The sequence below is a fragment of the Mesorhizobium sp. M0983 genome (assembly GCF_040318975.1).
Taxonomy (GTDB): domain Bacteria; phylum Pseudomonadota; class Alphaproteobacteria; order Rhizobiales; family Rhizobiaceae; genus Mesorhizobium.
In genome coordinates this window covers 321,005-344,988 of sequence record NZ_JAMYNH010000004.1, presented here as the reverse complement: position 1 = coordinate 344,988, position 23,984 = coordinate 321,005, and the positions used below count along the sequence as shown (strand labels likewise).

Annotated in this window: 22 protein-coding genes and 2 pseudogenes; 10 read left to right on the top strand and 14 right to left on the bottom strand. The window is 61.2% G+C overall.

Going from position 1 to position 23,984, the window contains the following annotated elements; all coding sequences use genetic code 11:
• Both NKH71_RS10895 and NKH71_RS10890 read left to right on the top strand, forming a co-directional pair.
• Positions 1-120 (top strand): annotated as a pseudogene (locus tag NKH71_RS10895) (DUF2274 domain-containing protein); the annotation flags it as partial.
• Between the two features lie 32 nt (positions 121-152).
• A complete protein-coding gene (locus NKH71_RS10890) occupies positions 153-455 on the top strand; it encodes a DUF2274 domain-containing protein (RefSeq protein WP_352894896.1) in 303 nt (100 codons plus the stop codon).
• A gap of 370 nt (positions 456-825) precedes the next feature.
• Here NKH71_RS10890 and NKH71_RS10885 read toward each other — a convergent pair whose 3' ends face one another.
• The 5 genes and pseudogenes from NKH71_RS10885 to NKH71_RS10865 form a co-directional block, all read right to left on the bottom strand.
• A complete protein-coding gene (locus tag NKH71_RS10885) occupies positions 826-2,334 on the bottom strand; it encodes a hypothetical protein (RefSeq protein WP_352894894.1) in 1,509 nt (502 codons plus the stop codon).
• 125 nt (positions 2,335-2,459) lie between these two features.
• Positions 2,460-2,978 (bottom strand): hypothetical protein, encoded by a 519-nt coding sequence (locus NKH71_RS10880; RefSeq protein ID WP_352894892.1) that lies wholly within the window; start codon positions 2,976-2,978, stop codon positions 2,460-2,462.
• Positions 2,975-4,780, bottom strand: coding sequence for a hypothetical protein (locus NKH71_RS10875; protein ID WP_352895001.1), 1,806 nt, complete (start codon positions 4,778-4,780; stop codon positions 2,975-2,977). The genes NKH71_RS10880 and NKH71_RS10875 overlap by 4 nt, the downstream gene beginning before the upstream one ends.
• Positions 4,777-5,175 carry a site-specific integrase gene (locus NKH71_RS10870; RefSeq protein ID WP_352895000.1) on the bottom strand — a complete coding sequence of 133 codons (399 nt, stop codon included), beginning with the start codon at positions 5,173-5,175 and terminating at the stop codon, positions 4,777-4,779. The genes NKH71_RS10875 and NKH71_RS10870 overlap by 4 nt, the downstream gene beginning before the upstream one ends.
• Positions 5,176-5,860: 685 nt before the next feature.
• Positions 5,861-6,034, bottom strand: a pseudogene (locus tag NKH71_RS10865) (site-specific integrase); the annotation flags it as partial.
• A 467-nt stretch (positions 6,035-6,501) separates the two neighbouring features.
• Here NKH71_RS10865 and NKH71_RS10860 point away from each other — a divergent pair.
• On the top strand, positions 6,502-6,639 hold the full coding sequence (locus NKH71_RS10860; protein WP_502900352.1) for a DUF2274 domain-containing protein: 138 nt from the start codon (positions 6,502-6,504) through the stop codon (positions 6,637-6,639).
• A gap of 44 nt (positions 6,640-6,683) precedes the next feature.
• Here NKH71_RS10860 and NKH71_RS10855 read toward each other — a convergent pair whose 3' ends face one another.
• Positions 6,684-7,613 carry a LysR family transcriptional regulator gene (locus tag NKH71_RS10855; protein ID WP_352894994.1) on the bottom strand — a complete coding sequence of 310 codons (930 nt, stop codon included), beginning with the start codon at positions 7,611-7,613 and terminating at the stop codon, positions 6,684-6,686.
• Positions 7,614-7,654: 41 nt separating this feature from the next.
• Positions 7,655-8,650: a class I SAM-dependent methyltransferase gene (locus NKH71_RS10850; protein ID WP_352894891.1), complete on the bottom strand. Its 996-nt coding sequence runs from the start codon at positions 8,648-8,650 to the stop codon at positions 7,655-7,657.
• A gap of 278 nt (positions 8,651-8,928) precedes the next feature.
• Here NKH71_RS10850 and NKH71_RS10845 point away from each other — a divergent pair, with 278 nt between their 5' ends.
• From NKH71_RS10845 to NKH71_RS10820, 6 genes are all read left to right on the top strand, one after another.
• Positions 8,929-9,816: an AraC family transcriptional regulator gene (locus tag NKH71_RS10845; protein WP_352894889.1), complete on the top strand. Its 888-nt coding sequence runs from the start codon at positions 8,929-8,931 to the stop codon at positions 9,814-9,816.
• A gap of 106 nt (positions 9,817-9,922) precedes the next feature.
• Entirely contained in the window at positions 9,923-11,128 is a 1,206-nt protein-coding gene (locus NKH71_RS10840; protein WP_352894888.1) for an MFS transporter, read from the top strand.
• Complete coding sequence (locus NKH71_RS10835) at positions 11,094-12,530, top strand: hypothetical protein (RefSeq protein ID WP_352894887.1); 1,437 nt, start codon at positions 11,094-11,096, stop codon at positions 12,528-12,530. Before NKH71_RS10840 ends, NKH71_RS10835 begins: the two co-directional genes overlap by 35 nt.
• 185 nt (positions 12,531-12,715) lie before the next feature.
• Positions 12,716-13,621: a tyrosine-type recombinase/integrase gene (locus NKH71_RS10830; protein ID WP_352792124.1), complete on the top strand. Its 906-nt coding sequence runs from the start codon at positions 12,716-12,718 to the stop codon at positions 13,619-13,621.
• Positions 13,622-13,625: 4 nt separating this feature from the next.
• Positions 13,626-14,819: an IS91 family transposase gene (locus NKH71_RS10825; protein ID WP_502900348.1), complete on the top strand. Its 1,194-nt coding sequence runs from the start codon at positions 13,626-13,628 to the stop codon at positions 14,817-14,819.
• 628 nt (positions 14,820-15,447) lie between these two features.
• Positions 15,448-16,809, top strand: coding sequence for a hypothetical protein (locus NKH71_RS10820; RefSeq protein ID WP_352894885.1), 1,362 nt, complete (start codon positions 15,448-15,450; stop codon positions 16,807-16,809).
• Between the two features lie 225 nt (positions 16,810-17,034).
• Here NKH71_RS10820 and NKH71_RS10815 read toward each other — a convergent pair whose 3' ends face one another.
• The 3 genes from NKH71_RS10815 to NKH71_RS10805 form a co-directional block, all read right to left on the bottom strand.
• Positions 17,035-18,105: a hypothetical protein gene (locus tag NKH71_RS10815; RefSeq protein ID WP_352894883.1), complete on the bottom strand. Its 1,071-nt coding sequence runs from the start codon at positions 18,103-18,105 to the stop codon at positions 17,035-17,037.
• Positions 18,106-18,648: 543 nt separating this feature from the next.
• Entirely contained in the window at positions 18,649-18,846 is a 198-nt protein-coding gene (locus NKH71_RS10810) for a helix-turn-helix domain-containing protein (protein ID WP_031214794.1), read from the bottom strand.
• A gap of 289 nt (positions 18,847-19,135) precedes the next feature.
• Positions 19,136-19,372: a helix-turn-helix domain-containing protein gene (locus tag NKH71_RS10805; protein ID WP_352894882.1), complete on the bottom strand. Its 237-nt coding sequence runs from the start codon at positions 19,370-19,372 to the stop codon at positions 19,136-19,138.
• 166 nt (positions 19,373-19,538) lie between these two features.
• On the opposite strand from NKH71_RS10805, the gene NKH71_RS10800 reads away from it, so the two are divergent.
• On the top strand, positions 19,539-20,051 hold the full coding sequence (locus NKH71_RS10800; protein ID WP_352894881.1) for a helix-turn-helix domain-containing protein: 513 nt from the start codon (positions 19,539-19,541) through the stop codon (positions 20,049-20,051).
• 16 nt (positions 20,052-20,067) lie between these two features.
• Here the strand turns inward: NKH71_RS10800 and NKH71_RS10795 are convergent, their stop codons facing one another.
• The 4 genes from NKH71_RS10795 to NKH71_RS10780 form a co-directional block, all read right to left on the bottom strand.
• The gene (locus NKH71_RS10795; RefSeq protein WP_352894880.1) at positions 20,068-21,321 is read right to left on the bottom strand and encodes a CapA family protein; all 1,254 of its coding nucleotides are present in this window, start codon (positions 21,319-21,321) and stop codon (positions 20,068-20,070) included.
• 74 nt (positions 21,322-21,395) lie between these two features.
• Positions 21,396-22,244 (bottom strand): transporter substrate-binding domain-containing protein, encoded by an 849-nt coding sequence (locus NKH71_RS10790; protein WP_352894878.1) that lies wholly within the window; start codon positions 22,242-22,244, stop codon positions 21,396-21,398.
• A gap of 51 nt (positions 22,245-22,295) precedes the next feature.
• A complete protein-coding gene (locus NKH71_RS10785) occupies positions 22,296-23,045 on the bottom strand; it encodes an ABC transporter permease (RefSeq protein WP_352894876.1) in 750 nt (249 codons plus the stop codon).
• Between the two features lie 13 nt (positions 23,046-23,058).
• Positions 23,059-23,718 carry an ABC transporter permease subunit gene (locus NKH71_RS10780; protein ID WP_352894991.1) on the bottom strand — a complete coding sequence of 220 codons (660 nt, stop codon included), beginning with the start codon at positions 23,716-23,718 and terminating at the stop codon, positions 23,059-23,061.
• Between the last annotated feature and the right edge of the window lie 266 nt (positions 23,719-23,984).

Here is a 23,984-nt window from a genome sequence, read left to right as displayed (position 1 = left end):
ATGGCCAAGCTGAAACTGGGGCCAATCGCCGACGACAAACCTGTCAAGGTCATGGTGGAGCTACCCGCGGCATTGCACCGTGACCTGACCGCTTACGCCGATTATCTGAACGGTCAACATGTCGCCGTCGCATTTATCGAGGGAGACGCGCCATGGCGGATCTGAAACTTGGCCGGCTCCCGAAGGTCGGCGTGGTTCGTATGACGCTCGCCATGCCCGAGCCGTTGAAGGAAGAGTTGGACCGCTACGCGGCCGAGCACAGCCGGCTGTACGAGCCTGTCGATGCGGCTGCGCTGATCCCGCACATGATCGAGGCTTTCATCCGCTCGGATCGTGGCTATCGCAGCCGAAAGGCGCAGGCCGCGCGGGGACAAGGCCGTCAGCGCGAGGCTAGATCGCCCGGTGCGACGAACGGCACCACCCGAACGGACCCCGGCGGCGACGGCTCGGCCTGAAGCCGGGTGAGCTTCCGCTCTTGCTCTGCGACAAGCAGGCTGAGTGCCTGTATCCGTTGAGCCATGTGCCGATTGGCGGTCCGCAACGCACGCAGTTCATCAGTCTCGCGGCCACGCAGCGAGGCAATCTCGTTCTCAAGCTGACGCGTGCGGTCAGCCGGTGCAGTGACACTCGCTGCTTGCAGACGAGCGGAGGCGGCATCCCGAAACCGTGCGAGCAGCTCGGGCGCCCTGTAAAGCGTTGCGCGGGATAGCCCGGCTTCATCTGCAAGGCGAGCGATGCTCAACTCCTCCTTCTCCGTCTGGCTGGCCAGGAGCCGGACCATTGCAGCTTCGATAGCCGAAATGGCGGTGGCGCTTATCGGTCTCGTCATTCCGTCATCCCTTCGAGAAGCGGCGCGATGAGGTTCCGCTTGCGCTCGTTATCCTGGGAGACCGCTTCCCGCTGGAATGGTGAGAGCTGGCGCTCGGAAAGCATCCGATCTCCTTCGGCGATCGAGGCCTGCCAGGGCGCCAGGTGGCGCCGCGTGATGCAGGCGTTGGGACAGTGATCGGGCCTGCAATGGGATAGAGCCGGTGCGCTGCGCTCGATCGACGCTTCCTCGCGATCGAGGCAGAGCGCGGTGTCGGGATCGAAGAAGCAATCCGCCAGCAGGCCGACATGGAGCGTGCGACCGAGATGCCTGAGCATCGAACGCAGCCGCTGGGAATCGACGATCCGGCCCGGCAGGTCACCGAGTTCGTCACGGACATGCTCAAACTCGCGGCGCAGCCGCGTGGCGGCCGGGCCAGCCTGGGGCAACCCATGCCTGACTGCATCCTCGTAATAGGCAACCACATCGTCGAGCTGGCCGAGGGCGCGTTCCTGCTCGACTTCATGCCGAAACCCTGATGGGCTAGCGCCGGAATAGCCCTCGAACATGGCGATGGAGGCATGCTTGTACTGGATCTTGCCGGCCACGGTGCCGAACGGCCGGTTGGCGATGTGCCAGGCGAGCGTTCGCCGAAACTGTCGCGGCGTGAACCACCACGGCATTCCGTCGACGTGCGGGATGGCGGGTCCGTTCTGCGATCGCAGGTCAAGCTGATCGCGCAGTTCGTTGAGAAGCTCGATGACACCGCCTCGAATCTCGCGCTCATCCCCCTTCGTCGTCACAAGCGTCTGCCAGATAGTGTCGGCGCCTCGGGCTTCCCGCTGTCGGACGCTCAACCGTTCCGCCACCTCGATCGCCTGAGAGACACGCGGGATCGTCACCCACTCTGCCTCTTCGCCGGTGACGTGCCTCGATTTGTAGACGGTGCTTTTGATGCGATGCCGCTCGACAAGGCCATCGGCGCTCGGGCTGATGGACAGACAGCCGACCCGCATCGCCTGCAACTCGCTGTCGCGCATCCCGGTCAGGTAGGCGCAGACGACGTAGGCGGCCGCCTGCAGCATCCGTTCTTCCTGGACGATGCTGCGTTCATCGAACCCCTCCCGCCAAGGCAAGCCGGTGTCCGGCTCGACAGAGACCGAACTGTCCATGCCGCCGACTTCGCCGCCGAGCCGTTCGAGTGCCCGCTCCAGACGCCTTCTCAGCGGTGCGCGATAGGCCAGGAAGTGTCCGTCACAGCCCATCTGGAGGCCGATGATATGGAAGTTGATGCCGGGATCGTCTGTCGTCGACCGACGGCCCTGACTTCCGATGGTGCGCATAGGAATGCCGCGTCCCTCAACGCAGCGCCGGCCGATGAAGATGTCGAGACGATCGGACAAGGACATGCTGCCCTGCGCATCGTTGCGCGCCTCGCAGGTCTGTTCGAGCCGATCGAGCTCGGCTCGCGCGGCGAAGATGTCCTCGGCGAAAAGGTCGATATACTTCAGCGAGCATCGCAGCATCGCTCCTATCACCGGCTCGGGGATCCGTCGCGTCCGGTTCTCGGCGGACATCGCCTGAGGCGCGAGCCCGGCGATCCGCACCGCTGGGCGACCACGCCATGGCCGAAAGGAAAAGCTCCCCAGCGTTAGGGACTGGCCGTATCGATCGAGCATGATCGGATCGGAACGTCGATGAGGTGGGCGGCGCGATTGGCGGTGCGTCCCGGCTCGCGCTTCAGCTCGGCAAGATAGGCGTCGAGCAATTCCTGATCGACCAGCCGCATGGCGAACACGCCTGCATGCCGTGCGACGAATGCCATGAAACCCGACACCGTGAACAAGGTCGCGCGCGCCATCGTCGGCGCCATACGGACCTGTCTCGGATAGGGAGATGGTTCGTTCAGCCGGGCCCAGATGAACTCCTTGGCCGTCAGCCGCTGCCAGGGGTCGCTGAGCGTCGTAAAGTCGACCGCCATGATGGACCTGGGTGCGTTCTCGCGAAAGATCGCCGGCGCGAGATCCCACCGCTCATCGACAAACTGGGACAGGCGTGGCTGCTCTGTGCCAGGCTTGAGGGCGTGCGTCGCAAGGACGATCTCATCTGCGCGCCGCTTCTGCGATATCGCCCAGGTGTTGATCGGAGTCGCCGGCTGGATCGCGCTCATGGGGCCGTCGCTTCCGGCGGCAGATAGAGAAGATCCGCCGTCGCATCGGCACGAGCGGCATTGACGGTGCTCTTGGGAAAGGCCGGCAGGATCTGATTGCGGATACGGCGATGGGCACGCCCGAACTTGGTCTCCCAATCGTCGCTGGCGAGCACCTCACGCTGTTCGACCGTGAAGGACATGAAGGCGATCAGCGCTGGCAGCTTGCGAGCCGTGATGACCGCGTTGGGGCAGTCGAGGCATGTCCAGAAAGGCGAAGGACAGGCCTGGCCGGACTTGCCGAACGGGCTCTCGTAGAAGTTCGCGCATCCGGCGAGCCACACGTCCTGCGCTCCGTCCAGGAACGGAATCACGGCATTGGTCGCGACTGCCGCGTGCAGGTCGGCGGCGCCGGGATCATTGCGGATAGCCGCCTCCTGCGAAGGTGTGACGATCCGGGGTTCATCGAGGTGCGCTATTGCGAGCGCATCGTCCAGCGCCGCCACGATTGTCGCCTCATGCACGCTCTTCAGCGCGGGGATATCGGCATAATGTTCTGCGGCGACCGCGACGGAGTGGCCTTGTGCGAAGGTCTCGAGTTGGCCGCCGGTCTTGACGTACCACTCGGCCTTGTAAGTCTTGCGCAGTCGCGACAGCTCAAGGCGGAGCACGCGGCCCTGATCGTCGACAAGATCATGATCCCGCACGAAATACTGGGCGGCGACGGTTCCATGCGTCATGCCGTCGATAAGCCCGTTCAGACAACCCCACACCCACAGCCGGTCGGAACCAAGGCGGCTGCGAGCGCGCGCTGTGAGCCTGATCGCGAGACGCACGAGGCCGCCGGGCGTTGTCGCACCGCCATCGCGGACGCGGATGGTCTTCCACTCCGCGCCATGCGCACGCCGCTTGAGATAGGCGATATCGATAAAGCCTCTGGCCGGGTTCTTCAGACAGTCGACCTTCAGTTCGCGCAGACACTCGATCTCGAGCCCGGCCCCGAGCGAAAGAAGGGTGATGAACGCAACGACATCCACCGCGGTCAGATAGAAGCGTGCATGCACCGCCACGCAGCTCAGATCCTTGCGCCTTGGCGCTCCATAATAGATGGCACGCTGACGCATGCTGTCGAATAGCGGGTCCTTCGACATGGCCCAGCCGTCGCGGGCGATGCCTTCGACCAACCGCTGAAAATGCTCTTTGACGATCGGATGAAGGTCGGCGGGTGGAGGCGGCAAATGGCCTTCCAGGGCGATCCGGCGTCCCGCCTCGACGACCTGCGTGCGGGCAGCGCGCCGGATGCGTGCGGCGACTGCGCCACTGTAGGCATCGCGCGGGCGGCTGTTCTTGTAGGGCTCCAGGCTGAGATAGGTGAGCCTGGGCAAGAGCGTTGGCGGCAAAACGCCCGGTTCCAGCTCTTCCATACGACGTAGGAGCAGGATCGGCCGGGAAAGAAGGTGACGTCGGAAGATGGCGCCGGCGACGGTGTTCTGCTTCAACCACGCCTCGTAGCGATCGAACAGTCCCGGTTCGATTGCGGCAATCGTGTCGACCGTCTCGCCTGCGGCATCGAGGAAATGAAAGAACCGTCGGAGCTGATCCACCTGCGTCCGTATCTTGGTGGGTGTGCAGACGACGCCAGGTGCAGTGAGGCCATCGTGCAGCGACGCTGCGAAGGCGCGGACAAGCCGTGGCCTCGACCGATCGTCCAGGACGACCGTGACGCGCTCGCCGCTCTCCACCTGCACCTCGAAGCGAACAGCACCGAGTGGCCGTGGCGGCGCCGTCTCAGGCGGCGGAAAGCTCGCTCGCCGGCCGCTCATGAAAGGTCCCCTGGCTCGCCGTCGAGCGCAGCACCCCAGCGCTCGGCGGCGGCCTCCACCAGCATCCTGCTCTCCTCCAGACTGTCCAAATAGATGTAGGTGCTGGCGATGCTGGCATGTCCCAGCAGGCGCTGCAGCTTCTGAAGGGGATCGCCGATCATCCGGCGATAAACCGCCGAGCCAGGCGTGTCGGGCGGACCATCGGATAGCACCGATCCGATCTGTTCGCGGATCAGCATGGAGAGCATGTGGACCGCGAAGGTGTGGCGCAGGGCGTGAGGGCCGACCCGCAGATCGAGGCCGAGGGCACAGCATCGCGCACTCGCGCGCCGGAACACGACCGACCAGGCCGCCGGCGTCATCGGCCGGCCCGCCTCGTTCAGCCATAACGCCATGGGTTTCGCCGCGCCGTGTGACGAGCCGACTTCGGTCGCGCGGGTTCAACACATCGAGGCTGACCCGCCTGACGTCACCGGCATCATCAGCCATGGTGACGCTGCTCCGGCCCGCTTCCTCCCCGACGGTAATGGAATCGGAATCGATGCTGCGCAAATCGACCACCGCGTTAGTCCGTTCGATCGCAACGTAATCCGCGAGCCGGCGCAAGAGCCGGGCCGGAATCCTTATCTCCCGCGATCTTCCGCCCTTGGCGATCGACGCGGGAAGCCGGAACGAGACCGACCTGGGCGCGGAGTGGGACGGATCCACCGGCGGCAACTCGATCGTGAGCAGGCTGGCGGCCTCTTCGAGCCGCAACCCTGTGGTAACGAGCAGCTCCGCAAACAGGGCATTGCGCTCGCCATGGCGTCCGCTCCAGGCCAGATCTTCCTGTCCATCGGGCATGCGGCCGCGCAGCCCGACGTCCCGGAATGCAAGGAAATGATCGAGGCCGATGAAGCGAAGATCACCACGCCGCGCGCCGGGCTCTCTCGCTCGGACGGTCCTGGTTGGGACCAACCGACCGTTCCGCGCAGGCCGCCAGCTCATGACGGACCCAAACGGAGAGGCCGCAATCAGCTCTTCCTCGACCGCCCAGCCATAAAACTTCTCCATCGCCGCCACGGCACGGTTCCACGAGGCTGCCGAGATCCGATGCGCCGGAGCCGATCGGCGCCGCGCCGCATGATAGGCGGCGAGATCCTCGCGGTCGGCCTGCCATATGCGCTTGCCCTGCCGTCTCTCGGAAAGGAACCGCATCCAGACCAGCAGGTCCCGCCCATAAGCGCGAAGGCTGTTTGGCGAGCGCACTCCCATGGTCGGGCAAACCCGGAAGAAGCGATTGAGATCGAGGTCGTATTCGCCATCGTCATCCAGGATGAACGGGATGCCATCACTGAGCCCACACCTCTCGGCCGCCGGGATCGCGGCGGCCGAGAGGTGTGGCGTCATCCCATCGAACGCACCGGAAAGGCGAAGAGCAGACAACTCGGTGAAATACAGTTGCGGGATAAAACCTCCTCGGCAGTTGTGGGGGGCCCCCCCCCCCCCCCCCCCCCCCCCCGCGCGGGGGCCCCCCCCACAACCCCCCCCTTGGGTGGGGCGCCGCGTCATTTTTTTAAAACAACAAATAAAAACCCCCCGGGCCTGTGGCCCCCCCCCCCCCGGGGGCCCCCCCCGGGGGGGGGGGCCCGACAACAACGCTGAACCTGCTGCTTGGAATACGGTGATGCTTGCCAAGCTTAGCGCCGGAACGTCACAGGCATGAGACACGCCCATAGAGTCTGGATAATGCGGAGATCCTCGGCCGCGATGCAGGGCAACGGCCCGCCGATGCGCCGCGCCTCATCGTCGCGATGTTGGAGCGGTTCATTGCGACGTATCGGGGCTTTGCCAGGGCAAAGCGTTCGGAGGGTGGTTGAGGGCCGGACGACTGAAGTCGAACCGCGTTAGTCGCGCCTCCGAGTCATGGCGTGACTTCAGAAATCGCGCCGCGGCCTTCCGAACTTCCTGCATTGACAGGGGTAGGCCCGGGTCGCGTTGCTGCCACCATGTTTCTTGCGGTCCCAACGAGCCGCAGAAGCGCACGCTTTGGATTCGATTCCAGCCACACTGCCTTGATCGAACTGATGCTGCTCTGGCCACTGATCGGTTTCCAAGCCATGGCGTCGATGGCGACTGTCCTGGCAAAACCCTCGCCCGCCAGAGCCACGCCTTGACCGAGTTGCACCTTGAGGATGACCGTTGCTTCGCTGGCGCGACATATCTGGACAGTGGGGCCACCATTCGCAGCGATGTGCTCCAGCAAACGCAGATCCCGGGAGGATCCGCCTGAAACCAGCAGACACGTATCTGCAAGATCTGCCCATGTGACCGCAGGCCTTTCAGCAAGCGGGTGGCAACAGGGCAGGAGAACGAACAGGCGCTCGTGCGCAAATATCTCGCTACGGCAAAGGGCGGCGTTCTCAAGCCCATGCGTGAAGACGATGTCGAGGCGCCGGCGGCGTATAGCCGCCAGGCACTGTTCCAGTGGAACGTCTTCGATCGCAACACATACGTCCGGATGCAAATGGCCAAAACGATCGATGAGACGTGCCACGAACGTGCGGCCCATCTGGGCGCATAACCCTATCCTGACCGTTTTGGCATCCTGGTGACCGCGACTACCTCCGGCAAGGGCATCGTGCAAGCCTTCATAATGAGCCCGGACAAGATCGACCCAGGCCCGGCCCGCCTCGGTCAGCCGAACGCCATGGACGTCGCGGTCAAACAACTGCATGTCGAGCAACTGCTCGAGAGCAACGATGTTGCGGCTGACACAGGATTCCCTCACTCTGAGGACTCTTGCGGCCTGCCTGAGGCTACCATGATCGACAGCTGCGAAGACATGGTCCAAACGGCGAAGCGTGTTGTTGACCTGTCCCAAAGCGCAGGAGCCTATTCCTGCGCGGCGGGGAGGCTATCCGGCAGGGTCGGATACAAGCTCGTTTCGTAGACGTACTCGTGCGGAATGGCTGGAGTGGCCATCTGGGAGAGGTACCGGTTTAGGTTTTCCTCGCTGTTGCTCGCCGCGAGGCTACAGAAATTTCCGCTGTTCCACGTCATGGAGCAGTACCTGAAATGCGCGCGTATTGCGTCAGCCATCTCTGCCAAGGTCACCTCATTGCCGAACATCGTATCCAGAACGAGGGTTTGCTTCTTCTCGATTTCGTCTGGGGGAAAATAGCGCGCCTTGAAGCCGAAATCCTTCTGGTATTCGCGACGCCTGTAGTCCGGCTCCTCGGTTGCCCGGAACTTCTCGACGAAGACGAAGATTCCGTCCTGCTTGAGGTGCTGGGTAACGAACTCGATCTGTCCCGATCGATTGGGCGAGTACATCTGGAAGGTGGTATCTTCGAGAATGATATCGAACCCGTGCGCGAAATTTGCCAGTCGCGGATCCGAGCTCAGGACGTCCTTGGTCAACTTATGGAAGGGACCAATGAAGAAGTCGGCGTGCGGCGGTTGGCCATAGGCCATGAAGCATTTGTAATTCTCCGCGTTCGGGCTGCACGACAGTGTACGTATCTGTCCCTCCGACAGTTCGGACAGTGTTCTCGCCATCGTGCCTTCCGCCGTTCCAAGGCTGTATAGCGCAAGCGGAGCGCCACGATGCCGGGCGTATTTCAGCACTGCGTAGGCCATCCGGCACTCCTCTTCCAATCTGTAAGGAATGCTGCCGTGGTAGTGCTGGTCGAAAAAACCTTGTCGTGCCGCATGCAGGCTGACCAGGCCGCGCAGCAGTTCATCGCTCGGCAGAAGGCGGGCGTCGGCGACGGGCTTGCGGATTGGCATCCCACTCTTGCCAGCGGCGGTCGCCGCGAAAAAGCCGGCTAGTCCGTTGATGCGTGGGCCATGGTCGCACTCAGTTAGAAAGTCGTCGAGTCCACGCATCGCAGTATGCCTCCAGCACCGTTCCATTGGTGAGATGCCGATACGTCGATGGGGGAAATTCCACTAAGATAAGTGTGGTCTAATATTTCACCGAGCTCAAGTATTGGCTAAGCCAACTGGTAGGCCTGCCGGATACAGGCGGCTTTCACTCGTTTGCCATTTTTTCGCTAAAGTCACATCTTCTACCAATCCAGAGTTATTCGCGTGTTGTTCAGCAACCCATGGTTCGCCACATCATGCAACGACTGGCCACTCGCCAGTAAGGAGGCTGTGGATACGTGAATACTCTTGCCCTCGACCCGACCGAGAATCGCCGTTCACGGCACCAATCCCTTGCCCACAAGTATGAGAGTTGGGGGAGCGTGCGGGCGGACGTGGTCAAAAGAACCGGGCTTGAGCGTCAGGAGACAAGACTCCTCCAGCCAAACCATGTGTTCTTGATGAACCTGAAGGGCACGGCGTCCCGCGGAGAAGACATTGTGGATGGGCGCCGGATTGCCTTTTTGCCGCGCCGGGCCGGTTCGATAATCTTCATGCCCGCCGGCAGTGATTGGAATGGGTGGGACGAGGGGGACGCGACCGCTTCCTACCTCCTGGTCTCGATTGAAAAAGGGTTCGCCGACGACGTGTTTGCGGGAATGGCTCGCCATCGCCCGGCAGTGCTGCCGCCTTCGATCGGATTTCGGGACGGCACTGTAGAGTTGGCGTTGCAGAGAATTGCCTTGGAGCTCAAGCAGCCTGACCCCATTAGCGCAACGATGGTGGAATGCCAGGCCACGCAATTGCTCGGGCAAATGTTCAGGTTGAACGGCTTCCATCAGGAACCGGCAAAAGGCGGTTTGTCGTCGTTCGATCTCAAGCGAGCGGTGGGAATGATCGAGGCGTTGTCGGACGGCAGACCTAGGCTCGCCGATCTGGCAAAAGAAATTGGGGTGAGCCGGTTCCATTTCTGGAGGGCCTTCAAGCAGTCGACAGGCATGACGCCGCACGCATTCATTGCGCAGCGACGGTTGGAGCAGTCCGCGGACATGCTGCGATCGACCAATCTGTCGGCGACGGAAATCGCGATGGAATGTGGTTTCGGCAGCTCAAGCCATTTCACGACCGCCTTTAAGCGGGCCTTCGGCGCGGCCCCCACGGAATTTCGTCGTAAGTGCAGAATCTAGGCCGCCGCTAGTCGGTTCTCAGCAAGTATCGGAAAACCCCAACATCACAGTAAAGCAGGCTTGGCGGAAGAAGGTATCCATCGGCGGTCAGCCGGATACGCCGCTCATGTCAAACCTGGTTCGAAATCATCATGCCAAAGGACGGGCCGAGCAGTCCAACTCCGGCTTCGGATTCCTGGCCAGCACGCTATCGGCGGCTGTTGCCCGAAACGGCTACTACATCGCATCCGCCTGGATTCTCGTCGACCGAGGGTACGGAACTGCCGGCGTGGCGACGTTCCTTGCGATCGTCAGCGTTGTCGAATTCATCGCGAGCCCTTTGGCCGGCGTAGCGGCGGATCGATTTGACAGGCGGTGCTTGAACGTTGCGGCAGACCTCAGCCGCTTTCTCGTTATGCTGGCTACCGCTTGCGCGCTCCTCTGCATGGACGTGTTTCTGATCATCTGCCTGTCAGCGGCCCTCTTTTCGTTTTGCGACCGAGTCGCGCTTACGAGCTCTCAATCATTGATCCCCGTGATAGCTGACGGCCGCAATCTTGTAGCCACGAATTCCGCCGTCTTCTTCGTCATGCAGGTCGGCAACCTCGGCGCAGCTCTGCTTGCAGGGCCTTTGCTGCATGAGCGCTCCCCAGCCCTGCCATTCACCGTTCTTGCTGCCTTCTTCCTGTTTTCAGCGGGTTGCCTGACCATGATGCGGCTAGAACCGGTTTCGCGCGATGTCCGCATCGCCAAAATCCCTGCAGCGGAAATCGATCCGAGCCTGCGTCGTCTCATCGTCGTCTACGCACTTCTCTATACAAGCGCGGTGCTTGTCAGCGTCATGGGATCGAGCTTCGTCTTCCAGGAGCTGAAGGGTACTGCCGTGGATTTCGGCTACCTTGAGGCTGCATGGTCGGCGGGCTCACTGATCGGCGCGGTCTCTCTATTCCGGATTGAAAGAGCGATGAGTACCCACGCGCGGCATCTCATGCTTTTGGGCTTAACGGCGCTGGTACTCATGGCGCTGACATCTCTGCGCACGCCCTGGACTGTGGTCCTTTTTGCCGCGCTCGGATTTCTATACAATCTTGGGCGCGTCAGCGTTGAAGTCACATTGCAGTCGCATGTATCCATTTATCTATTGGGCCGGGCAAAAGGCATTATGCATAGTGTGGCCGTGGCGCTCGGGTTACTCGTCTTCGGCATCGCCGCCGCTGTAGGAGATCGAGCATTTCCTTCGACGATTTTCTGTAGTTTCGGAGTGGTGCTCCTCATCGGTATTTCGTGCTTGAGTGTAGGTGTCGTTCAGACGCAAGAAAAAGGTGAATCGTGAGGTGGAAGAGCTAACAGCAGGCGTAGATGCGAAACAGGCAGTCCTGGGGTCTTTGGAGGCACTCTACCCCTGGATGAGACCTTATCATTCCCGGCCAATCCGCGACTATGCGTTTCGCCTGTTTACGGCGCCGGCTTCGGGTCCCGTGCCAGAAATTCGCTTTCGCGCCTTCACCAAACTACTCGACATCATCAGGAAGGCAGCGACACGAAACGGGTTGTCGACCGATACCGCCTCGAAAATCTGCAAGGATTTCGAAAGGCGCCGCGTGTTGCAGACAGGCCCTCATTTGTTTCTCCTCCTGGAGCCGGAAGCCTATTACACGCATATCTTCAGCCTCCTTGGTCTCTCGGCTCATGGCTGTTCGACCTACGTTTCCTACGCCGTTTCGACGGTGAACCTCGTTGAAAAGCCACGCAAGGGACCAGGCTGGCTCACCGTTGACGGGAAGTCGGTCAACATCTTTGGCCTCAGCCGAAGCCGGATGATCGGATACAGCCTGCTAGCCGCACCGGGACCCTATAGGTTCGAGTTGTTACCGACGGAGCCAAACACTGGGGGAGACGCGCTCACGCTGCTTCGTGGCCTTCTGCCGAAGACGCAATTCGAGCGGCCCGCGCACGCCATCAAGGCAGCCAATCTCATCCTTTGGCCAAAAATGTTCGGAGGCCGCTTTGCCTTCCTGCAGATCGACGACGAGGATATCGCCGACCTGGTGGCGGACCATCTGTCGGACGAAAATTCCTGGCTGCGCATGAGACTGCTGGAAGACCCGAAGTTCGCTTCCAATATCCTTGCCGGGCTCGACGGGCTGGCGTCCGGCCCCTGGAGTGGCTGGCTCGCGCGCGGTACCGATTTCTTCTGGTTCTATGAAAATGGCAAGCGCCTTCCGCTGCGTCTGATCGCCGGAGAACTCATCGATCCTGCGACCGGGATGAAGGTGGCGTGCTTCACAGCCCCCGACATCCTTGAGCGGCTGGCAAACCGCAGCCTTGTCCCCAATCTCCTGCTGATGTTTCTGGTTTTGTCGATCCTGCCCGGCGTGCGCGCGCTTGGAGGCAGCTATCAGCCGATCTACTATCCCCTGATGCGATATGTCGTCTCCCGGGCGCTCGAGGCCGCTGGCGTGGATGAAGATCTTCGGCAGGCTCTCGCAACGGACGACGTACCGGGTGCTTGGGGACATCGGGTAATTGAGCGTGACGATGATCCGCTCGAGCTATTCCTAAATCGCAGGGACGGCGGGATGAGTGATCTTATCGATCGTTTGGGCGACATTTCCTTCGCCGAGGCATGTGGAAGCATGAAAGGCTTCGTGACTGACCCGTCGTGGCATGAACTTCACAGACGGTTGCGGAACGTGCTGATTGCGCCGACCGATGAGGAATGGGCTTTTTCCTGAATGTTTATGCGGTTCCAGCAGTTGGCGTGGGCACGCGGAATTGCGAATGTCTGCTTCGCGCCTCATGCACGAACCCGCTGCGCGGGAGTGTCGCCTGGTTCTGAGATGGCGCGGTATTCATAGGCCTTGAGCGGGTAGAGCCCGCGATCCGACCATGGAGTTCCCTTCAACGAGAGGAACTTGCCATGGCTACCTTGTCGACCGATGCTCCGACTACGCCGCTTCGCCAGCGCATGCAGCAAGATATGCTGATGCGGGGTCTGGGACCGCATACGCAGCAGGACTACGTTCGTCATGTCCGGCGCTTCGCCGCGTTCCTTGGTCGCGCCCCCGACACCGCGACGACCGAGGACATCCGACGCTTCCAGCTCCGCCAGCATGAGAACGGCCTGGGCCCGGCGACGATCAACGGTGCGGTCTCGGCGTTGCGATTCCTGTTCACGGTGACGCTGAGGCGGCGCGATCTGGCGCGCGCGCTGGTGGTCACGCGATATGCGCGCAAGCTGCCCGATGTGCTGAGCGTTGAGGAAGCGGCGCGGCTGCTCGAAGCGGCGCCAGGCATCAAGTACAAGGCCGCGCTCGGTGTCGCCTATGGCGCGGGCCTGCGCGTATCCGAGGTCGCGCATCTGAAGGTCGACGACATCGATTCGACACGCATGCTGATCCGCGTCGAACAGGGCAAGGGACGCAGGGACCGCAACGCCATGCTCTCGCCGCAACTGCTGGAACTGCTGCGGCTGTGGTGGCGCGAAGGCAAGCGGCGCGGGGTGATGCTCCCCCATGGCTGGCTGTTCCCGGGGCGCGGCTGCACAGCGCCGATCTCGTCGCGGCAGCTGCATCGCGCGGTCCAGGAAGCCGCCGAAGTCGCCGGCATCCGCAAGCGCGTCAGTCCGCACACGCTGCGTCACAGCTTCGCCACCCACTTGCTTGAGCAGGATGTCGACATCCGCGTCATCCAGGTGCTGCTCGGGCACAGCAAGCTCGATACCACCGCGCTCTACACCAAGGTCTCGACCCGGACGATCCACGCGGTCGCGGGGCCGCTCGACCGGCTGATGGCGCTGATGGAAGGCAAGACGCCTCCCGGCTGAACCGGTGCGGGCGGACCTGGAGGTCGCCGATATCTTCCGTGCTGCCGGCCCCGGATACCGGGTCGCCCACGCCGGGCATCTGAGCCTGCAGCAGCTCAAGGTCATGTCGGCGATCGAACACTGCCGCACCGCTGCATTGGGTGGTCATGTCGAAGCCTGTGCGGACTGCGGCCAATGGCGGATCGCTTACAACAGCTGCCGCAACCGGCACTGTCCCAGGTGCCAGGGCGCGGCCGCCCGTACATGGCTCGCCGAGCGCGAAGCCGACCTGCTGCCAGTCGGCTACTTCCACGTCGTGTTCACGCTGCCCGCCGAGGTCGCCGTCATCGCGTTCCACAACAAGGCGCTGGTCTATGATCTGCTGTTCAAGGCGGCATCGGAGACGATGCTGACGATCGCGGCGGATCCCAAGCACCTCGGCGCGCGCATCGGCATCACCGCCGTGCTCCACACATGGGGCTCGGCAATGACCCACCATCCCCATGTCCACATGATCGTGCCGGGCGGCGGCATCGCGCCGGACGGGTCACGCTGGATATCGTCGCGGCCGGCCTTCCTTCTCCCAGTCAGAGTACTGGGCAAGCTGTTCCGCCGTCTGTTCCTGACCCGGCTGGTCGCGCTGCACGACGCCGGTCGGCTCGCCTTCTTCGGATCGGCGGCACACCTGGCCGACCGTCGCGCCTTCCTGCGTCATCTGAAGCCTGTTCGCAGCAAGCGCTGGGTGGTCTATGCCAAGCCGCCCTTCGCCGGCCCCCAAGCGGTGCTCGCCTACCTGTCGCGCTACACTCACCGGGTCGCCATCTCGAACCGCCGCCTGATCGCCTTCGACGAGGCTGGAGTCACCTTCCGCTACAAGGACTATCGCCGCGACGGTGCCGAGCGCCAGCGCGCCATGACGCTTGCCGCCGACGAGTTCATCCGCCGCGTCCTGCTCCATGTCCTGCCGTGTGGGTTCCACCGCATCCGTCACTATGGGCTGCTCGCCAGCTCCGCCCGCAAAGCCAGCCTCGCACTCGCGCGCGAACTGCTGAACGTCGCTCCGCCGCCCCAAGACGACACTCCGGAAGAACCGGCTGACGTCCGCCCGCCTTGCCCCTGCTGCGGCGGACGCATGGTCGTCATCGAGAGGTTCGAACGGTGGTGCCAGCCTCGTGCACCGCCTGCCTCAAGAGCGCCGAACCGGGAGAACGCCCCATGACCCGGCATGGCCAAGTTGCTCGTACGACCGCGCCACGCCGACGCCGGTCAACGGGATGTTATGTGCACGTTGCCGTGGCGCCGGTCGTCACGCACACCAATCCCGTCGGAATCAACAATACACGCTCTGCGACCTGGCCCAGAAGCCGCTTCCACGACATGCCCACCGCATCCTATGCGGAAGTTCGCCCCAGGCGCTGGCACACCCCGAAACACAAATCCCCATAGCTCACCGCGTGCGGCACGCGGGTTCCTGCATGAGAGACTTTCGTACGCCTGACGGCACCCGAAACCCTTCAGCATTCCGGTCGTTCATCCACCTTCCGGGAGTTCCTGAAGGCGGACAGTCTGCTCATTAGCCGGACGGCCAGCATTTGAATGCAAACGAGCTGACATAGCCCGGCAAGCTCGCGCGGATGCCCCGCAGTTCTCGAGACCTTGGCTCAGATAATACGGATCAACCAGATAGCATTCGCGCCACAAAGAGGTAGGAAAACAGGTCGCCGGCAGTTAACTCAACTCTAACTCTAACTTGTCGTTAGCTTGTAATTCCGGCCTAGCCTAAGCGATTGCGTTCTTGCAATATCTCAGGTCAAGCTCCAGAGCCAGTTAACATCAATGGATCGCTAATGAGTGCGCGCTTATCGACGGCCATTAGGATCGGGGAAGCCGCAAAGGCGATCTTTCGAAAAACTCAGAGCTTTCCAAGTCGAGAATTCGGAGAGCATGCAGACCAGAGCGAACGCGAACACGTCGGTGTTGAACCGATGCTTTTGGCGCTTTCGATGGAGCTGGCACTCAAAGCGTGGTTCGTCTTCGACCACGACGATCCAAGAATTGTCAAATCGCACAACCTGATGAAGCTGTTTGATCGCCTAAAGCCCGAAAGCCAAGAGAAACTCGACGCTGAGTTCAAAAGGTCAGTGGTCCCGTATCATCCCCATGGTTTCTACATCGACTACAGCATTCGTCACATTCTGCATCAGCACCGCATTGTCGAGAACCTGAGCGCCCATATCGAGTATCGCTCGGCTCAAGCTGGGCACCCTGTCAGCCTTACCAGCCCGGGGTTTATTCTGCTTGTGATTCACCCCGACAACACGGGCGATCTGTGGCTCGATGCGGCGGCAGTGTCGATCAAGGCTCTGGTCAAACGTCCGATGACTGCGGGGACCGTAATTTTCGAGACGGACATAGCTGATGTCACTGCAATGTCGTTCCCGCTGGTGGAGATCGGTAAGGAAGATCGCGTCCTCTGCATCTTCCGGGAGGGTTGGCGTTTTGCGCTGTTCTGCGACTTCAACCCGGATGGTGACCTCTCCATTGAAAACATGGAAAGGGATCTTGGAACGCTTCACCGCCGGCTCAAATATCGTGACTTCTACGACGCAATTGCGGACGCAAATGTTTTCGGACGACTCATCGAGGCCGGGTGGTTTCCGTTCGTCGAGATACTTGGCAAGGAGTTCCGCGAGCTCGCCAGCCACTGCGAGGCGGGGTTTGAGCTCGACGAGGTCGAGGGGAAGCTACTGTCGGCTTTCGACGTGCAGCGGGTCGAGAGCATGTTTGCGCGGTGGATGTCGAAACCGCATTTCGCGGGCAAAGAGAAACTGCTTCGATCGGCACTGAACAATTTCGCGTCCGGTGATGCCGTTGCCGTGCTGAAAATCGTCCTGACGGAGATCGAGGGTATACTGCGGGATGCGTACCGGAATCTGCATGGTAAAGGCGCGAAGCTCGACAAACTGCTCGAATTCGCGGTGCATTCCGCCGAGCAAAAGGCGGGCCACCCAGACACGTTGTTGTTTCCGGCGGCGTTCGCGCACTATTTGAAGTCGCACACCTTCGCCGAATTCGATCCAGCAGCGCGAACCGGCAAGGCAAGTTCCCGTCACGCCGTCGGACATGGCGAAGCCGATGCCGAGAGCTATACTCAAGTGCGGGCGCTGCAAGCATTCCTCACGCTCGACCAACTGGCATTTTACACCTGATCCAACTGAACCGGCGCTGGACGCGACTCCGGACGACGTGGCGCCGATTCACTGCGATAAGCGCGAACTCGATGCGGTGGAGCGCGAATTCGTCGGCAAGGTGCCGGCTGGTTCGGCGGCGCCAGCCATAGAACCGGTCTGCCGTTGCCGTGCGGAACAGGAGCATCGACACGTGTGCTCAAGCCAGACCGTTCCTCGGCGTGGCCGGTCGCTTCGCTGGAGTATTTAGCCACCGTCAGCCGGTCTGTCGGAAACCCCTTCGGCTTCGTCGAACAAGACCTCGGTAATCGGGGGCGGCAACAAGTCATCGAGGGCGGATGAATCGGCCAGCTGCACGAAACCGAAGGGGCTCGCGATCAGAAGTCCGTTCTCCTTCGTCCGGCGATCGTCCTGCATGGCGTGGTGCTCGACCTGTTTCAACAGGTCGGCAAATCCGGTAGGGTCCAACGGAACTACATGTGGTTCGTAGCCGGCTGCTTCGATCCCATTGATTGTGATTTCGTCGTCACTGTTTCCCTGCCGCGGGAACGCAGCCAGCACCTTGCCTCCAAGTCGATCGGTGATCTCCACCTGCCGGAGATAGGCGGGCGTGGTGACTGGTCCGGGCGACGATCCACTTATCGAAAACGTCCCTTTCACAGGGTCGGAGTGTACCGTCCAAGGCATTGGAAAATTACCACTGAACTTGCCCACTATCTCTTTCGGCGGATTGTAGAAGCCCATGGCCGTCCTGTTATGGTCTTGCAGGATGTCGAAGAACGCGATCCCGCGCACCACCGCCGACAAGACGTCCTCATGTGAAATGGCGTAAACGTTGCCACCGTTGCGACGACGAAGGCGCAGCCCGTCTGACCAAATCACGTAGTCCGCATGGGCGATGCCGTTCCGGATGTCATCGCGAAAGGCGTTAGCCAGCAACTTCGCCAAGCGCGGCATGCCGATCGCCTTGGCTGTGTCCGCAAGGTCACGGAATGTCTTGTTGGCATTCGGACCAATGATTGCTGCGGGTTGCTTCCTGACGCGGACTAGTTCCCGGAACGGCCATAGATTGTACGGGACCGCCGTGATTACCCCCATCACATTCTTGATTGACTCGTACACTCCGCCGGCTTCGGCAAGCTGGCAGTAAAGCAGGAGCACGATGCGATATTCGGCCGTCGTCAGTTGGCTGTCCCTGGTCAGATAGGTATCGAGTTCCTGGCGAACGTCGGCGGCGGTGATTTGGGTGGACCAGCCCGCGTCCTGCATCCCGCGAAACTCGCCGCCGAGGGAGGCCGCGAAGTCCATTTCGTTCATCTGCCGAGCGAAGCCGTAGAGTCGCGACAGCTCTGTAGCCAGTTCAGTCAGGTATCGTCTTTCCTGTGGTGACATCGGATTTGTGGGCCATATTCATGACAAGGGGTCTCGGGTCCATCTTTCGCGAAGCTGTCGTCGATGGCAAGAAATTCGGCGAAATCCATGACCTGGATCCTTGGAGGTAGGGGCGCCTGCTTCGCTCTCGCTTGCTGCGCGTTGCGTTCCCCGAAGCAACGTCCTCGATGATGGGACGCAGCGCCAACTCGGACGACGTCAACGACGTTCTGTCGTGAAAATGGCTGCCGTCAGCCGGCCGCTTTCTATCTCCAGGAGGCCACAAGCTGATCGACCGTTATCGGCTCAAAGCCGGTCCTTTGGTGCGTGCGAACTCAAATGTCCGCTTTTTGGCGCGAAAAGGGCCGGAAGTTGGTGTCTGCAACGGGTCACCTAACACCTTTGCAAACCGAAGCAGTTGTCTTGAATTCGCACACCAGGATGGCTTCGGATTTGGGCAAATCGCTCGAAGCTGTGTGTTCGGCGCCGCTAGCGCCGTTTGGCCAGGCGCACACCAGCACCACCGCCGTTCTCCGGAATGAATTCTATACCGGCAGCTTCGAGCGCTTCACGAATGGCACCGAGGTTGTTGCGATGTGGGACGCGCAAGCCTCGTTCGAAATCCACAACCGTAGCGCGCGAAACACTTGCAGATTCGGCCAATTCAGCTTGGCTCCAGCCGAGCATCGCTCTGGCGCCTCTGCATTGCTCCACGGAAATTTGGCTCATCAAGCTAAAATCAGTCTTTTTGGTTGACTTCGGAGCGAATGTCAGCTTAAATGACTGACGTTAGACAAATTGCAATCAAATTGACGGGCGGATGGTGCGCATCTGCCCGGCCTGACCACCACCAAGCTTCAGCGAGCTCGGATCATGGCTGATTCCGACAATACCACGACTTTGCCTCTCGTCACCCGCAGGAGGGTACTTGTGGCCATTGCAATTGCGAGAACCCGCCTTTCCGCCAAATGAACATTCAAGCATGAGGATCTAAGAGCCGTACACCTTCACCCTTTTGGCCAGCGGACAAGAATTCGACACCTGCTTTTATCAGAGCTGCCTCAATGGCCTGCAGAGTGCTGATCCGGGAATCCACCTTGCCGTTTTCCAACCGGGCCAGCGCATTCAGCGATACAATTGCCTTGTCAGCAAGCTCCTGCTGCGACCAACCAAGCAAAGCCCGTGCGGCTCGAATCTGTCGTGGACTGACCATGAGTCCACAATCGACAGGCGGATTTTCTTTGCCACCTATAGGGTCATTTTGCACCCTATAAGGTATATTAAATGGCGATTCGATCTGCAGATAACATCGGTGCGAAGAGCCCGCTGCGTACGCGACAGTCTCTCTATCCGACTGACTTGTGGAGCATCAAAAGGCCTTGTTGAAGCCGCAACGCGCCATCCTCCTTCGGAGGGGGTCGAAGCCAAAGGTCGAGACTGACCCTCATCCCGCCGATCAGCATGTCGGCAGGCAGATTGCGACCGTTCGCGTCCAATCGGACGTCTCGCAAGCCCAGCTTGCCCGATCGATAGGCATCAGTTTCCAGCAGCTGCAGAAATACGAGAACGCGCGGAATCGCGTGAGCGCGTCGATGCTCTACGAGATCGCCAGCTCGCTCGGCGTTCCTGTCGGCCGCTTTTTTGAAGGCCTGCCGGGAAACGATGCGACCCGCGCCGAGGCGCGGCCCCTGCCGGTCGATGAGCGCCTGGATTTCATTGCCAGCGCGGAAGGGCGGCGCCTGATCGAGGGGCTAGTGAATCTTCCGCCGCGTGTGCGCGGTCGCGTCTCGTCCCTGATCGCAGCGTTAGGAGAAGAACTGGCCCTGCTAGACACAAAGGCGGATAGCGAGACGGCCGGCGAGTCCCCGCCGACCGAATGCAAGACCGTCTGACGGCCGATCGCGGCCGTCAGCCGAATTTTCGTGCAGCGGGCAGGGCGATGCGGCCGCAAGTCGAGGACACTTCGATTTTGACGCCGAACGCCCGCGAGCGGGTGGCGAATCCCTCGAGGATGTCTCGCGCCGCGCTTCCAGTGACGGCGACGGGCACCAGTCTGCCCGTTGCTGATCCGAGAGACTGAGCTTCCGCGCCGATCACGACGGGCAGGAGGTCTATGCCCGCTAGGTTTCCGCCCGCATCATAGCGGCACGCGGCGATAATGCTTTGCCAGACTTCCGGTGGATCCCATTCGGTTTCGTCGGGGTGGACTTGGAAGAGGAAGTTTCCGAGGCCATAGAAGATCGGCGAGCCATTGTAGATTTCCACGGCCTGCAGCACCGGCGCGCCGTGGCTGACGAACAGGTTCGCGCCGGCGTCGATGCACATCCGGGCAAAGGTCTGCACCCAGCGCGGCACGTCCTGCCAACCTGGTTCCCAATGATGGTGGTGCAGATAGGCAATGACGAAATCGCCTTGTGCCGCCGCGTGCCGGATGGCGGACAGATGGACACCCGCGCTCCGCTGGTCGACTTCGATCAGACGGCCGAAATCGGCGGCTTGCGTGAACACGGTGCCGTAGAAATTGATCTCCTTGCCGGCCGACACCTCTACTGGGTCCTCCGGTTGCGCATAGTTGGCCAGTTCAAAGGGGGAGCTTTGCAAATGAGCGCCCAGCCTTGCCAGTCTGCGGAAATGTCCGTCCGGCACCCCCATCTTGCGAACGGTTTTCAGGCCATTGACGCCAGCCCGAGCCGGCCGGAAGGCCGTGCGGTCTTCGGCATACATATTGGTCGGGCCGGGGCCCGCATCCATCGCAAGAAGCGCGACCTCACGCGGGCCCAACCGGCGGCGGCCCGGTTTCCTGGCGTCAGTCTCGTTGGCCCCGATGCCGGCATGCAGAAAGCCCCGCGCTTCCACCTCCTCCAGTGTCGAGAGGATGCCGCCGGCGCCGAGATCGAAGGCGTGGTTGTTCGCGAGCGCAAGCGCGTTGAAACCGATCGCCTGCAATGCGTCGAGCACTTCAGCCCTGGAATATCCAAAGTATTTGCCCTTGGTCGGCCACCCGCCGTGCTTGCCCAGGATCGTCGACTCGAAGTTGGTGAAGACGACGTCGCCTTGGCGCAGGAAGTCCGTAATCGCGATGAAGCGTTCGTCTTTGACGTCACGGATGTCGTGCTTGATCAGGGATTGGCCGGTAACGACCGCGCAGAACTGGTCTTTCATGGGGCTCGCCTTGAAGGAGGGGAGGGCGCTGACGTTCCGGCCAGCGCCACGTCAATGTCGAAGTCGGTTGCCGCCTATTGCGAGAGGGCAGGCGAGATATCGCTCTTGAACCATTTCAGGCTCAGCGCCTTGATCGTTCCATCCTTGGTGGCCGCGTCGATGGCCGCGTTGAACTTTGCGAGCAACTCGGTATCGTCTTTGCGCAGACCTGCGCCGACGCCCGGCCCCCAGAGCCCGCCGTTCAGTTCAGGGCCGAAAAACACCACATCCGAGCCGGAAGGCGTCTCCAGAAAATCCCGCCAGGTGAAATAGTCGGCGAGGCCGCCGTCGATGCGACCCGCGGCAAGATCGAGCTTCAAATTGTCAAGGCTGTCATAACTGCGGATGGTCACCACGTCGCCCAGTATCTCCTTCACGACGGCTTCCGAATTCGACGAGCGCAGTGCCCCGATCGCCTTGCCCGCGAGGGTCGATCTGAGGCGTTCGATGGTAGCCTTCTCCTTGTCGCCGATCGTCGAAAGGTTCACCTTTTCCTTGGTGCCGCCGGCGTCGAGACCCAGGTCCTTGCGCACCACGAACTGGTTGAAGCCGGTGGCGTAGGGGATCGAGAACGCGATCGACTGCTTCCGTTTTTCCGTAATCGCCATCCCGGACATGATGACGTCGAACTTGCCGACAAGCAGTGCCGGGATGATCCCGTCCCAATCCTGCGGAACGAAGGTACATTTGATCTCGATGCGACGGCAGAGTTCCTGTCCAACATCGATATCGTAACCGTAGAGTTGACCGTTCGCGTCGGTGCCGTCCCAGGGCGGCGAGGCACCTTCAGTGGCAATCGATATGACGCGCCCGCTTTCGGCGCCGGCGGGGAATGCCGACATCAGGGATGCGATAGAAACAGCAATAGCCAGGGGTATGCGCATGATGCACCTCTTCGTTGGTTTGAAAGGAAAGGAGAGCCCAGAACCTGCGCGTCAGGGCAGCGGCGTCGTGATCTCTGGGTCAGGTAGGGCGGGGCGCAATCGCGCCTTTCGTCGACGCACCGGATGGCCATCGGTCGACAGCCATCGCTCCAGCAACTGGATCGCTTTCACCGCGATCGAGGTGAGCGACAGGTAGATCGCTCCGGCGACGATGAAGATCTCGTACGGCGCGAACGTGGTCGACACCATCTGTCTCGCCATGCCGGTGATCTCGAGCAGCGTCACGGTGCTCGCGAGCGACGAGCCCTTGATCATCCCGACGATCTCGTTGCCGTAGGCCGGTAGCGATATCCTGAAAGCGATCGGGAAGGTGACCAGGCGAGCGATCTGGAAGCGTTTCAAGCCGAGAGACGTGGCCGCCTCGGTGACACCCTTAGGCACGGACTGGAGACCACGGCACAGGATCTCGGTGGTGTGTGCGGCGCTGTTCAGCGAAAATGTCAGAAGGGCGCACCAGAAAGGGTCGCGCAGGATCACCCAGAAGATGCTGGCCCGCACCGCCTCGATCTGAGCGAGGCCGTAATAGAGCAGGAAGAGCTGAACGAGCATCGGCGTCCCGCGGATCACATAGGTGTATGAGAGCACCGCGAGCGAGAGGCCGGGACGTCCGAACGCGCGCATGAAGGCCAGCGGCACGGACAGAAGAAATCCGGCCGTCAGCGACAAGACCGTGAGGGTCAATGTGAGACCAACGCCCGAAGGCAGGACAACCATTGCGTCAAACATCAAGCTGAGGTTCATGGGTCGCTCTCTCCTACCGGCCGAGTGCCGGATAGCGCCGCTCAGCCAGCCGGATCGACAGCAGCGTGACGGTGGTCAGCGTGAGATAGAGAGCGGAGGCCGCAAGGTAGAAGGTCAATGGTGCGCGCAGCGATCCGGCCCCCAGATAGGCAACGCGCATGATGTCGGTCAGGCCGACGATCGAAACCAGCGCGGTATCCTTGAAGAGCGAGATCCAGAGATTGCCATAGGCAGGCAGCGCCAGCCGCAGCATTTGAGGTCCGATAACGAACATCCAGCGCTGCCAGGCGTTCAGCCCAAGCGACTTTGCCGCTTCGGTTTGACCCGCTGGCACCGCCGCAATCGCGCCGCGAAACACTTCGGTCGCATAACCGCTGAAAACGACCGAGAGCGCGATAACGCCTGCGGTGAATGCGTTCACCTCCACGTACCGGCCGGCGATCTTGCTGGCGAGCGTGGTTCCGCCGAAGTAGATGAGCAGGATAATGAGAAGTTCTGGTAGACCACGGACAACCGTCGTGTAGGCCGTCACGACACGGTTGAGGCGCGGTTGTGCCGTGCCCTTCGAAATAGCCAAAAGCAGCCCAAATGCCGTACCCAGGCAGCCGCTGACAAGGGCCAGGCCTATGGTCACGGTGAGTGCGACAACAAACTGATAAGTAAAACCACCCACGGGCGCTTTCCTCGACTCGCAATTACCGCAGGATACGCCGGTCTTTGTCACTCAGACCAAGTCGTATAACCCAAGGTTGCGAATTGTTATATTTGTAATTTGGAGTTAATTTGAGATATTCGCTAATTCTAGCGCGTGAAATTACACACTCAATCTATAATTTTTATTATTTTATCTATAACGCGCCGTTATATACTGAGGTGGTTTGGTGCTCCTCAGGATGGCGATTTCTGCTTCCAGGGTGTGGTTATCAGGAAAGGCGCGCA